The organism is Rhodococcus cercidiphylli, from assembly GCF_033042225.1.
Classification (GTDB): domain Bacteria; phylum Actinomycetota; class Actinomycetes; order Mycobacteriales; family Mycobacteriaceae; genus Rhodococcoides.
Window position 1 is genome coordinate 117,672 of record NZ_JAWLKE010000006.1, and the last position, 12,089, is coordinate 129,760.

The following is a 12,089-nucleotide window of genomic DNA, read 5'->3' on the forward strand; positions in this document are numbered from 1 at the left end:
AACCAAGGTCAGGCGTGTTCGGTGCTGCTCTGCTGCGCCGATTCCCGCGCTGCCCTGATGCGGGAGCGTCGAACGAACACGGCGACGACGACGGCAGAGATCGCGACGACTGCTCCGGCAGCAATGTAGGGAGCTGCGGTGCCGGGCATCAGGCCCTCGAAGAACAGGACGGCACCGAAGACGAAGAACAGGATGGCCGCGCCATACTGGATCATGCGCTCCGGCAGGTGCTTTCCGAGTACCGCGCCGACCACGATGGCGAGAGCATCGGCCGCGACCATGCCGATGGTAGAGCCGATCCACACGCCCACCCAGTCGTTGTCGGCGGCGAGAGTGACGGTGGCCAGCATCGTCTTGTCGCCGAGCTCGGCCAGGAAGAACGCCGACGCGATCGCGAGGAATGCGGATTTGGTGACCCGGGAGGCCTTCGCGCCCTCGTCGTCGGACAGGGAGTCGCCGCGTAGCGTCCAGAGGCCGAAGATGACGAACGCGATACCGCCGACGATGGAGATCGCCTCGGTGGGGATCGATACACCGAGGAAGTGGCCGACCGCGACCGAGACCAGGTGCACCACGGTGGTGGCAACGGTGATGCCGCCGATGACGACGTACCACTTGTAGCGCAGGGCGAACGTCATGGCCATGAGCTGGGACTTGTCACCCAGCTCGGCGACGAAAATGACAGCGAAACTCAACAGTAATGCGGACAGCACAGCGGACTCCTCGGTCGTCGATAGGACCGAAGGTCTCGCCCACCGGAACTGGCCGGTTCAGGTGCCGGGTTGCATTCGAGCAACCAGTATGTCGACACGGTGATTGGGGGCTACTCCCCTTCGCTGCACACGACTGTAAGGGTGTCGTCGCGAAATGTCCAATGCGACAATAAGTTTGGGTTCCCGAAAATTCGTGTGCGGACAGCGGTCAGGATGCGAGGAGCATCGCCAAAACTGCGGTGTCGGGATCGCTGATGGGATCGAGACCGACCCGGCTGACCATCGAGGTCACGGTGCCGTCGGATTCGGCCTCCACCCAGGCCGCCCGATGGTCGAGTCCGAGATGCGGAAGGCCGGGGAGCAGAACGCAGCCGGACGCCGCGCCGACGCATTCCGGGAGCGTCGGTGTCGTCTCCGACGGTGGATGCAGCATCAGCAAGGCGGCAGGTTGATGCGCGGCGAACCGTCCGGGAGCCAACGCGAAGTCACCGATCACCGGACCCTCGGCGACGACCAAGCCGACCGTCCCCGGGGCGGGGTCGTCGGGCAATTCCTCACGCACCCCGAACACCGTCGACGTCGCCAACAGGCCCGGCATCGAGGCCACCCGCACAGCGAGGGCCAGAAACTGGGCCCATTCCTTGGTGGTGTCCGGCCAGCGGCCGGAAACAACGAATCCGCGCAGCAGACCGGCGGCATGAAACGGTGAAACACCGATGAGATCTCGCTCGTCCATCTCGATCGTTCCTCCCAGACAGGTACAGGGCTCGAAGCCGGGTACACGACGTTGGGTAGGAAGAGAATGACGCGAAAACGGCTGGCACACAAGATGGGGAGAGTGCCAGCGAACTCCCTTCGAAGCGTGAATGGACCACTGCACCCGTCTGAGCGGGGCAGTGGTCCATCGACGCTGTCGGTGAAGCGGGTGGTGCGAGGACCTACGGGAAGATCAGACCCGGGGTCTTCGACGTCGCGGCCTCGAAACGAGCCTGGACGTCGGCCCAGTTGACGACGTTCCAGAACGCCTTCACGTAATCGGCCTTGACGTTCTTGTACTGCAGGTAGAAGGCGTGCTCCCACATGTCGACCTGGAGCAGCGGGATGATGCCGAGCGGCACGTTGGCCTGCTGATCGTAGAGCTGGAAGGTGAGCAGCTTCTTGCCCAGCGAGTCGTAGCCCAGAACTGCCCAGCCGGAGCCCTGCAGGCCGTTGGCGGCAGCGGTGAACTGCGCGCGGAACTTGTCGAACGAACCGAACTGGTCGTCGATTGCGGCAGCGAGCTCACCCTCGGGCTTGTCGCCACCGTTGGGCGAGAGGTTCTTCCACCAGATGGAGTGGTTGACGTGGCCACCGAGGTGGAACGCGAGGTTCTTCTCCAGCAGGAAAATGGCTGCATGATCGTCGTTGTCACGCGCGGCGGCGAGCTTTTCGACCGCGGTGTTCGCGCCTGCGACGTAGGTCGCGTGATGCTTGGAATGGTGAAGCTCGTTGATCTCGCCCGAGATGTGCGGCTCGAGGGCGGAGTAATCGAAATCAAGGTCGGGCAAGGTGTACTCGGACACGTGGTTCCCTTCTCTAACGACGCCGTACCCATCGTGTGATGCGGGCACGTTCGTCCTACTGCGGATCTTTCGTAGGGTTCAACCCAATCTCATTCCTACCCCCAGTGCAACAGTTGTAACCGAGATGCTTTTCTCGGAATAAATTCGTGTGAACGAGACAAGCAAATAATTCGGCTGTGAATCTGCTCCGAATATCACGAATCAGTTGCGGAGCGGCGGCGGATTGGTCCTACAGATGAACGGAACCTAAACTCGCGGGTGTGGAAGGGGACCGACCGAGCCAGAATACGGTCGACAAGTCCGCCGCCACGCAGCCGGTCGACGCGCCCCGAGTCCAGATGGACGGTGCCGACCTCCTCCGCGTCATCGCCGTCCTCGCGGTGCTGTACTCACACATCTCGTTCTATCTGCTCGACGACATCGGCGGTGGCTGGTGGATGATCGACGTCGTCAACACCGTCCTCATCGAGGACGCGGGCCTCAACATGCACCTCTCGTTCGTCGGAGTCAGCATCTTCATGCTGCTCACCGGCCTGCTGATCACCCGATCCGCCATGCGGCAATCGCGTCGGGACTTCATGGTCGCGCGCCTCGCCCGCCTCGTCCCGGCGCTCTGGTTCGCCGTCGCCATGGCCGTCATCCTGGTCAAACTCGGCCTCAACGGAATGTTCAGCGGTCAACCCGGCATCACCAACGGCGAAGCGTTCCTCAGCTTCTTCCTCGGCGGCTTCTTCCTGCGACCGGAAGTCGCCGTTCTCGGCGTCACCTGGACCCTCGTCGTTCAGATCGTGTTCTATCTCTACTGCATCTCGATGCGCGGAACGTTGAACACCAGACCCATCGTGGTGCCACTCGTCGGAGCTGCACTGTGCGCCCTGGTGATCGTCTACAACCTCTACCTACCGCAGCCCTACACAGTCCCGTTCCTGACCAAGGTCGCGGGCGTACTCCCCACGCTGTTCCTCGGCCAGATCGCCTACCTCGGATGGGCGCGACTGATCACCTGGCGATGGGTCGTCGTCGGCGTCATCGCCCAGATCGAAGTGATTCGACTCGCCATCGAAGTCCACACCTTCTGGATGGGCGACACCTACCTCTGGACACTGCTCGTCGTCACCGGAACGGTCCTGATACTCGCCCGATACAACGGACCCATCACCCGCTGGCCCGTCATCCGATGGATCGGCACCCGGAGCTACGCGATCTACCTGATCCACACCCTCGTGCTCTACCGCATCTACGCAACAGTCGAACCGCACCTGGGCCCCAGCGCCGCCGTCCTGGCATTCCTGGCCGGCACCGCCGCACTCGCCGAAATCATGTACCGATGGATCGAACTGCCCGCGGCACGACATATCAGCACTCACTACGCCCGCCTGCGCGCCCGATCCGCCACCTGACCGAGCCCCCCTGGGTACTCAATGTGACATTCAGTGGACTTTTGGGCAGTCAATGTCACGTTGAGTGGACTCGGGGGGCGGGATTCGGCGGGGGTCAGAGCTGTGGGAGAACTTCGGATGCGACGAGTTCGAGGTGATCGAGGTCGGTGAGGTCCATGGTCTGCAGGTACACGCGGGTGGCTCCGACAGCTCCGAAGCGACCGATTTTGTCGACGAGTTCGGCGGGGCTTCCTGCGGCACCGTTCTCGCGTAGTTCGGATACCTCGCGGCCGATGGCGGCGGCGCGGCGTGCGATTTCTTCTTCGGTGCGGCCGCAGCAGAGGACGAGGGCGTTGGAGTAGACGAGGGAGTCCGGATCGCGATCGGCTGCTGTGCAGGCTGCGCGGACGCGACCGAACTGTGTCTCGGTGTCGGCCAGCGAGGCGAAGGGATTGTTGAACTCGTCGGCGTATTTCGCGGCGAGTGCCGGGGTGCGCTTCTTGCCTCCGCCGCCGATGACGATGGGCGGGTGAGGCGTCTGCACCGGCTTGGGGAGCGCGGGGGAGTCGCTGACGGGGTAGTGCGCGCCTGCGTGCGAGAAGGTCTCGCCGACGGGGGTGTCCCAGAGTCCGGTGATGACGGCGAGTTGCTCTTCGAGCCGGTCGAAACGCTCACCGAGCGGAGGAAAGGGGATGCCGTAGGCCTTGTGCTCGTCCTCGAACCAGCCGGCACCGAGGCCGAGGTCGACGCGACCGCCGCTCATGGCGTCGACCTGGGCGACGCTGATGGCCAGGGGCCCCGGGTAGCGGAAGGTCGCGGAGGTGACGAGGGTGCCGAGCCGAATGGTCGAGGTCTCGCGGGCCAGCCCGGCCAGGGTGATCCACGCGTCGGTGGGCCCTGGGCCGCCGTCACCGCTCATCGCGAGGTAGTGGTCGGATCGGAAGAATGCGCCGTAGCCGAACTCCTCGGCAGCTTTCGCGACGCGGAGCAGTTCGTCGTACGTGGCACCCTGTTGCGGTTCGGTGAAGACGCGTAGCTCGATGGACGGGAGGGGAGCCTGCGGAACGACCTGCGGTGGGTTAGTCATGTTCGCCAGCCTAAACAGCGGCTTCACGGCACCGCAGACGATGGCTGTGTCAAATCACCATCGATCCACAGGCCGAGTTGGTACTCGATACACCGGGGGACCGACTCGACGCTCTGACCTGTGGATAGAAACCGGCACAGACCCCGATTCTGTGGATCGATCTGTGGATACTGTGGATAACTTCTGTGACTGCAGTGACGTAGGTCATAGCGCGGTGGCGCTTCGGTCGCGAGGACACGGGTGGCAGCCCCGCGCGGACGCGTGACAAGATCGAGGTGTGTCGCATCCCGAGCAGTCGCCTGCCGTCACCGTCGATCGCCTGCCGGTGCCGTTCCCTACGACGGCCATCCTGCTCGACGTACGCGAAGACGACGAGTGGCAGGCCGGACACGCTCCGGGCGCCGTACACATCCCGATGGGCGACATTCCGTCCCGCGCCGGTGAGGTCGACAACCAATCCGAGGTGTACGTGGTCTGCAAAGCCGGTGGTCGCTCGGCTCGCGTCGTCGAATATCTCAACCGCGTGGGCTACGACGCGATCAACGTCGACGGTGGGATGCTCGCCTGGCAGGCCGCTGGTCGACCGATCCAGAGCGAGAACGACGCCCACGAAGCGAGAATCATCTAGATGTCGGCACCGCAGGGGCGCGCTCAGGCGTTCCAGGTCTGTGCCCGCTGCAGCACTCGCTGGGCTGTCGGCGCGCGGCCGGGCACCTGGTGCCCCCGCTGCCATGGCGTGCTGCTCTCGCCGGTCTCCACCAGGGCACCCGCGCAGGGCACCCGAAACTTCCGATGGGTAGCCCGTCCGGCGACCTCGTCGACGAAAGCCGCACGCCGCGGCCGATCCGCAACACCGACCCCGACGCCGCACTACGCCTCGACGCCCACCTGGGGATTGCGCGACATCCCGCGCGATCCCGAGGCCGATCGCCGCGTCGGTCGCGTCGAGCGGTACGCCGCGAACGCGCAGAACCTGGTCCTCGTCACCGCGATGTTGCTGGCGCTCGCCGCGTTCGCCGAAGTGTTCCGGTACGGCATCCTGCTGCACAACCGCGTGCGACTGATCTCGCCGATCACCCTCGCCGTGTCCGACGCGTTGGTCTATTTCGCCCAGGTCGGCGCGCTCGTCATCGGTCTGGCCGCGCTGATCACCTCGTCCTGCTGGCTGATCGACCAGCGCAGACTAGCCTTCACTGCCGCCGGCTCCACCGACCCGCGATCGGTGCGCCCGATGCTGCTGTTGTCGATGCTGCCTCTGGTCCGCATAGTGATGCCGGGGGTCTACCTCACCGAGGTGGTCCGTCTCCGCGGCGGTGCCGATGCCGACGTGCACCGCGAACTGACACTGGTTCGCATCTGGTGGGCTGTCTGGGCAGCGAGCAATGCACTGGTCATCGTCCAATTGCTGTGGAACCTGCGCGATTCACTTCAGGCCCGCGCCGACGGAGTTCTGCTGTCGGCATTCGTGGCCCTGGTGGCCGCGGTCTCGGCCGTCCTGACCCTGGCCGTGATGCGCCGACTCGAAGGCCGCACACTGCGCGGCTCCGCAATGTCGCGTCCGACCCGCTGGGTGATCGCCACCGGCACCGCGCCGAAGTCGAACCAGCCCGAGCAAAACCAGCCCGAACAGAAGCAGCCCGAAGAGAAGCAGCCCGAACACGAATCCGAGACGGTGACGGCGTCGTGAGTCCCGATCGCCGTGGGCCACTGGTCGTCGCGCATCGAGGTGCGTCGGCGGCGAAGAAGGAACACACTCTCGCGGCCTACGACCTCGCGCTGCGCGAGGGAGCGGACGGCGTCGAATGCGATGTGCGGCTCACCAGGGACGGCCACATCGTGTGCGTGCACGATCGCCGCGTCGATCGCACCTCGAACGGCACCGGCATCGTCAGCGAGATGGACTTCGCCGATCTGGCCCGACTGAACTACGGCGACGACGACGAACCCGCCGAACTTCTGACGTTGCACGACCTCATTGCTCTCGTCCTGGACTGGACCAGCAAGCCGGTCAAACTCTTCATCGAAACCAAGCATCCCGTGCGATACGGCTCGCTGATCGAAAGCACGGTGCTCGCCGAGCTGCACAAGTTCGGCATCGGCGCGCCCGCGTCGGCCGACCACTCGCGGGCGGTCATCATGTCGTTCGCGCCCTCGGCCGTCTGGCGCGTACGGCGGTCGGCTCCGATGCTTCCGACGGTGCTCCTCGGCGACAGCTCGCACTACCTCGGTGGGGGAGCGGCGACGACCGTCGGTGCCACTGCCGTCGGCCCGTCGATTCGTGCGCTACGCGAGCACCCGGCCATCATCGACCGCGCAGCCGCGTCCGGCCGGGCCAGCTACGTGTGGACCGTCGACGAGAAAGAGGACGTGGACCTGTGCCGCGAGCTCGGTGTCGGGTGGATCGCCACCAACCACCCCGGCCGAACGCGAGCCTGGCTGGAATCGAAGAACGTGTAGGTTTTCGGGCGTGGGTAAGAGCAAAAGAAACAGTGGACCGAAGCAGGACAGCAACCGAGCAGCGAAGCTCGCGCAGCGAGAAGCGGAACGCGCGAGCATCGAATCGGCGTCGGCTCGCCCGTTCGAAGGCCTCGCCGCCGAATGCGACCTGGTAGCGCTGCGCGAGTTCGTCCCGTCGGCGACGGCCACCGCGCCGATCACCGTGGACGGTCGCACCATCACGCTGGCCACGGTGCTACCCGGTGCCGTCGCGGCCCTGGTGCGCGAAGATGCCGATACCGTCGAGGGATTCGTCGGCCTTCAGGTGCAGAATCAGTCGAAAGACGTTGCGGCAGATATCAGTAGCGCGCTCGGCTGGGCATCCACCGCGTCCGCGGGCGAGTCGCTCGAAGCCGCGAAGATCACCGACAGCACGCCCGCGTTGACCGATGTGCTCGACGCCTCCGCGCTGCTCGAGATCACCGTTCATCAGGACTTCAACTGGTGGATTCCCGAAAGTGCCACTCCCGCAGCCGATGTGACTGCAACCGTGGAAAGCGCGAACCAGGCGATCATGCCCTCGGCGCGGATCGAGGCCGACGGCGTCGTCGCGGCCTGGTGGGTGGATGCAGGCGACAAGGCGCACATCCGCTGGGTTCGTCCGGAGAACGAAGACGATGTGATGCTCGCGTTGGCGCGCCTGCACGCCGCGGGTGATCTGAACTTGGGTGAGGGTTCGCGCTACGCCGGTTCGTTCCGCACGCACGGGGTGCTGGTGCCGGTGTTCGATCTCGATCCCGAGATGCACCCCACCGAATGGGCAGAGCCCACAAAGGAATTCGGCGAGAAACTGAGCGAGGCACTGGCTGTCGACGCTCCGCTCACGGCGGCTCAGTTGCGTTCGCGCGACGGCCTACGCGGCCGCCAGGTCACTCTGCGCTAGAACGCGAAACGGGTGGCCACTCGAGCAAGGAATCCTCGTTCGAGTGGCCACCCGTATGAGCGCGTCATCCGCGCAGAATTGCGGTGCGAATTTACAGCGATCCGCCGGCGACGGTGGGTGCGCCCGAGTCGGCGGTCACGCTGGTGTTCATCTCACGGGCGACGAACTGCTCGAGGTCGAACAGGTTGTGGCCCGCGCGATCGGCGATGTTGAGCAGCGTCTTCATGCTGGCAACTTCCTCGACCTGCTCCTTGAGGAACCACTGCATGAACTGCTCGCCGAGGTAGTCGCCCTCTTCGCGTGCGGTGCTCGCCAGAGCGATGATCTGCTCGGTGACGGTCTCCTCCTGTGCCAGCGCCAGGGCGATGGCCTCACGCGGATCGGTGAAGACGGATTTCGACGCGTCGACGCCGGTCAGCTCGACCGTGATGTCGCGATCGAGGAAGTACTGCACGATCATCATCGCGTGGTTGCGCTCTTCGACCGACTGCGCATAGAAGTGCTTGGCCAGCTGCGGCAGATCGACATTCGCGAAGTAGACCGCGGTGGCGATGTACTGCTGCGAGGCGTTGAACTCGTTGCGAATCTGGTCGCGGAGAAGTGCGTGGAACTTGGTGTGGCTGGTTTCTTTGATGTCTACGCTCATGCTCAGGACGATATGCCTGGTCAGAGGCGTTGTCATCCAAGTCGATCCTTATTGAGGCGAACGTTGCCTAATACAGTCGATCCTAAATGTCCGCTCTGAGCAGGGCTGCAAACTACGCTCTTCCGGCTTCTTTGGGGGCATTGGTGGCGCGGATCACCGTGGAACCGATCTCGCGAGCGACTTACTGCTCGATGTCGAACAGGTTCGATCCAGCTCGGCGGACGATGTTGAGCAGGCTCTGCATCGCCGCCACCTCCTCGACCTGCTCGGTGAGGAACCAGTGGGTGAACTGCTCGCCGATGTAGTCGCCCTCGGCCCGGGCAGCACGCGCCAACGCGCTGATCTGCTCGGTCACCGTCGACTCCTGGGCCAACGCCAGTTCCACCGGTTCGACGACCGACTGGAATCCCGTCACCACGTCGTCGATGCCCGACGCATCGACCTCGAGCCGATTGTCGATGAGGAAGCGGATCATCATCATCGCGTGCCGACGCTCTTCGGCGGACTGAGCGTAGAAACGCGTGGCCAGCTGCGGCAGATCGTTGCGGTCGAACCACACGGCGATCGCGACGTACTGCTGCGATGCAGTGAACTCGTGCCGCACCTGGGCGCGCAGCAGATCGTGGAACGACGTACCGGGTGTTGCGGCGGGCTGGGCAGACGGCGGTGTCATGGTCCACAACCTACAACCCAGGGTCGTTCCGCAGGCTCCACTCCCTCCTACCGGCCCAGGTTCGTCAGGGCCCGCCGGTCAGCAGTTCCGGAGGTATTTCGCGATCCTGCGCGATGGCGTCGAAGAACGCCGGAGCGCGAGTGTCGTCCCACAGCAGTACGTTTCCGACGTCGGAGTCCTGGAATCCGCCGACGGGAACCGTCGTGGTCACCGGACCGCTGCGCATCGCCCAGGCGAGTGCGGCGAGGTTCCAGATGTGATCTCCCTCGTCGACGCTCAACGACGACGCGGTATCGGACACCAGCGGCCACAACTTGAACGGGTTGAGGAAAGTCGAAGCGCTGGTTGCCTTTTCCAGGAGGGCGGACATGAACGCGCGTTGATTGTTCATCCGGTCGATGTCGGCCAATGCCGTCGCGCGGGATCGCACGAATCCGAGCGCCTCGGCTCCGGTGAGATCCTGGCAGCCGGCGGCGATGTTGATGCCCGCCAACGGATCGTCGATCGCATTCTGCACGCACACGTTGACTCCACCGACCGCGTCGACGATCCCGGCGAAGCCGCCGAATCCGATCTCCGCGTAATGATCGATGTGCACACCGGTTGCACCCTCGACCGTCTGGACCAGCAGCGGCGGCCCGCCGAATGCGAAGGCCGCGTTGAGCTTGTCCTGGCCGTTGCCCGGAATCGACACGTACGAATCGCGCGGCAGGCTGACCATCGTGGGCGCGCCGCTGCCCTCGGGGATGTGGATGAGAATGATTGTGTCGGTGCGGCTCGGGCCCACCTCGCCGCCGGTCGCGAGCGCGGCTTCCTGCTCCGGCGTCAGGCCGGCTCGCGAATCCGACCCGACGAGAAGCCAGTTGGTGCCGGGGGTGTCGCCGATGCGCCCGGGATACGAGGTGAGGGCGTCCACGCGCGTCAACGAGCTGTCGACGTAGTAGACGACGCCGCCGATTCCCAGCACCAGGACCAGCAACACGATCAGGAAGCGTCGACCCCAGCGTCTGCGCTTGCGCGGCTTCGCGACCTTCGGTGGCCGAGAGTCACGTTGCGGCCGAACGGGTTCGGGTCGACGCAGAGCCCGCTGCGCCGGTGCTGCCGGTTTCCTGCGCTCCTCGGTGAACGGCTCCGGTTGCTGACGCGGGGCGTACCCGGTGCGGCCCGGTGGAACTTCCTGGGAACGCGAGTACTGACGCGTCGATTCGGATGGCGAAGGTGTGTCGGACTTCGCCGATCCGGGTTCGGGAGCCTGCGACCACGCCTGCTGTGCGGCGGCCGAGCACGCCGGACCGGCAGTGGGCCTGCCGTCGCGGCGGATGAACTCGGTGCCCTCCGGCGGCGGACCCTGTGGGCTGGGACGGTGTTGTGCCAGACGCTCGGGCGGAGGTCCCGGACGACGCGGGGGCCCGGGTTCGTACTGACGTGGGCCCCGATCCGGTGGAGGCTGACCGGGACGATATCCGCGTGGGGGTGGCGGCTGTCGGCCGGGCGGCACCTGGCCTGGGGGCGGCTGCGGTGGTCGCGATTGGCTCGGCGGTTGCGGGCCTCGTGGTTGTTGGCCGGGTGGTTGCCGGCCGGGTGGTGGTTGACGAGGCGGTGGTTGAGAAGGCGGTGGTTGGCGCGGCGGTTGGCCACCGGTCGGGCGAGGTGCGGGTCCTGGCGCTGGGTCCGGTCGACTGTGACGACTCCGTTCTGATCGGTCGGGCGGCGTTCGCCGTTCCGGCGCGCCGTGCCGTCCGTAGCGATCGTCGTCGTTCACGGGTCGACTGTAACCGTCGCCACGGAAACACCCGGGTTCTTCGCGTGCCGATTCACGGGAGCCACGACAGATGTTCGCGCAGGAGGGCGTACCCGACGAAGGCCACGATGTCGATCAGAGCGTGTGCGATCAGCAGTGGCCACAGTCTGCCGGTGCGCTGCCAGTAGCGGCCGAACACCAGACCCATGAGGAAGTTTCCGACCCCACCGCCCACGCCCTGATAGAAGTGATAGCTGCCGCGCAGCAGCGACGAGCACAGCAAGGACGCGTTCTCGCTGAGGCCGAGTCGGCGCAGACGAGAGATCAGGTATGCCACGACGATGATCTCCTCGGCACCGGAGTTGGCCAGCGCGTACAGAATCAGTGCCGGGACGCGCCACCAGTGATCGTCGAGGGCGCTGGGAACGACGTTGAGGTTGAATCCGAGGGCGTTGCCAACGAGGTACAGCGCCAGGCCGGGCAATCCGATCAGTGCGGCCAATCCGACGCCGTGACCGAGGTCGATCTTCAGCCGCGGCCTGGCCAACCCGATCGCTCGGGGTGCCAGATCGGCTCGCCACAGCAGGTACAACCCCAGAGCTCCCCAGGCGCACAGACGCAGAATGCTCAGCAGCTGGAACAGCAGATCGATGAGGCTGAAGCTCGATCGCGACGAGTTCAGCGCCACGGTCTGATCGGACAGGGCAGCGGTCTGCAGCGCGTCCTCGACGAGCGAGAGGATGCTGCTCATACCGCTCAGCCCGAATGTGACCAGCAGGACGATCGCGATCTCGACCTTGATGGTGGTGCGTTCGCGAGCATCGGGCGGTGGAGCCGTGCTCGCGGGCGGCGGTGGCGTCAACCAGCTCTTGAAGTCGATCACCGCACGAGTCTGCCCTGTTTCGTCGG

12 protein-coding genes and 1 pseudogene are annotated in these 12,089 nt (G+C 65.2%); 5 read left to right on the forward strand and 8 right to left on the reverse strand.

The window, feature by feature from the left end; all coding sequences use genetic code 11:
• Nucleotides 1-8: 8 nt before the first annotated feature.
• From R3P95_RS16405 to R3P95_RS16415, 3 genes are all read right to left on the reverse strand, one after another.
• Nucleotides 9-713 (reverse strand): TMEM165/GDT1 family protein, encoded by a 705-nt coding sequence (locus R3P95_RS16405; RefSeq protein ID WP_149407693.1) that lies wholly within the window; start codon nucleotides 711-713, stop codon nucleotides 9-11.
• A 208-nt stretch (nucleotides 714-921) separates the two neighbouring features.
• Complete coding sequence (locus tag R3P95_RS16410) at nucleotides 922-1,449, reverse strand: peptidase (RefSeq protein WP_094638518.1); 528 nt, start codon at nucleotides 1,447-1,449, stop codon at nucleotides 922-924.
• Between the two features lie 202 nt (nucleotides 1,450-1,651).
• Nucleotides 1,652-2,275 carry a superoxide dismutase gene (locus R3P95_RS16415; protein WP_045197953.1) on the reverse strand — a complete coding sequence of 208 codons (624 nt, stop codon included), beginning with the start codon at nucleotides 2,273-2,275 and terminating at the stop codon, nucleotides 1,652-1,654.
• A 260-nt stretch (nucleotides 2,276-2,535) separates the two neighbouring features.
• On the opposite strand from R3P95_RS16415, the gene R3P95_RS16420 reads away from it, so the two are divergent.
• Complete coding sequence (locus R3P95_RS16420; protein ID WP_068045010.1) at nucleotides 2,536-3,675, forward strand: acyltransferase family protein; 1,140 nt, start codon at nucleotides 2,536-2,538, stop codon at nucleotides 3,673-3,675.
• A gap of 94 nt (nucleotides 3,676-3,769) precedes the next feature.
• On the opposite strand, the gene R3P95_RS16425 is transcribed toward R3P95_RS16420, so the two are convergent.
• Nucleotides 3,770-4,696, reverse strand: coding sequence for an LLM class F420-dependent oxidoreductase (locus R3P95_RS16425; RefSeq protein WP_317549075.1), 927 nt, complete (start codon nucleotides 4,694-4,696; stop codon nucleotides 3,770-3,772).
• Nucleotides 4,697-5,018: 322 nt separating this feature from the next.
• Between R3P95_RS16425 and R3P95_RS16430 the strand changes: the two genes are divergently transcribed.
• Genes R3P95_RS16430 through R3P95_RS16445 form a run of 4 tightly spaced genes read left to right on the forward strand, consistent with a single transcriptional unit; the run spans nucleotide 5,019 to nucleotide 8,120 of the window.
• Nucleotides 5,019-5,369: a rhodanese-like domain-containing protein gene (locus R3P95_RS16430; protein ID WP_223145667.1), complete on the forward strand. Its 351-nt coding sequence runs from the start codon at nucleotides 5,019-5,021 to the stop codon at nucleotides 5,367-5,369.
• A complete protein-coding gene (locus tag R3P95_RS16435) occupies nucleotides 5,370-6,428 on the forward strand; it encodes a DUF4328 domain-containing protein (RefSeq protein ID WP_317548863.1) in 1,059 nt (352 codons plus the stop codon).
• Complete coding sequence (locus R3P95_RS16440) at nucleotides 6,425-7,198, forward strand: glycerophosphodiester phosphodiesterase (protein WP_068045617.1); 774 nt, start codon at nucleotides 6,425-6,427, stop codon at nucleotides 7,196-7,198. Before R3P95_RS16435 ends, R3P95_RS16440 begins: the two co-directional genes overlap by 4 nt.
• Before the next feature lie 10 nt (nucleotides 7,199-7,208).
• Nucleotides 7,209-8,120 (forward strand): DUF5926 family protein, encoded by a 912-nt coding sequence (locus tag R3P95_RS16445; RefSeq protein ID WP_317548864.1) that lies wholly within the window; start codon nucleotides 7,209-7,211, stop codon nucleotides 8,118-8,120.
• 91 nt (nucleotides 8,121-8,211) lie between these two features.
• Here R3P95_RS16445 and R3P95_RS16450 read toward each other — a convergent pair whose 3' ends face one another.
• From R3P95_RS16450 to R3P95_RS16465, 4 genes and pseudogenes are all read right to left on the reverse strand, one after another.
• The gene (locus tag R3P95_RS16450; protein WP_032396487.1) at nucleotides 8,212-8,766 is read right to left on the reverse strand and encodes a ferritin; all 555 of its coding nucleotides are present in this window, start codon (nucleotides 8,764-8,766) and stop codon (nucleotides 8,212-8,214) included.
• A 112-nt stretch (nucleotides 8,767-8,878) separates the two neighbouring features.
• A pseudogene (locus R3P95_RS16455) lies at nucleotides 8,879-9,439 on the reverse strand (ferritin).
• A gap of 64 nt (nucleotides 9,440-9,503) precedes the next feature.
• The gene (locus R3P95_RS16460; protein ID WP_394855434.1) at nucleotides 9,504-10,760 is read right to left on the reverse strand and encodes an LCP family protein; all 1,257 of its coding nucleotides are present in this window, start codon (nucleotides 10,758-10,760) and stop codon (nucleotides 9,504-9,506) included.
• Between the two features lie 493 nt (nucleotides 10,761-11,253).
• Nucleotides 11,254-12,063, reverse strand: a complete 810-nt coding sequence (locus R3P95_RS16465) for a CPBP family intramembrane glutamic endopeptidase (protein ID WP_032396467.1) — start codon at nucleotides 12,061-12,063, stop codon at nucleotides 11,254-11,256.
• Between the last annotated feature and the right edge of the window lie 26 nt (nucleotides 12,064-12,089).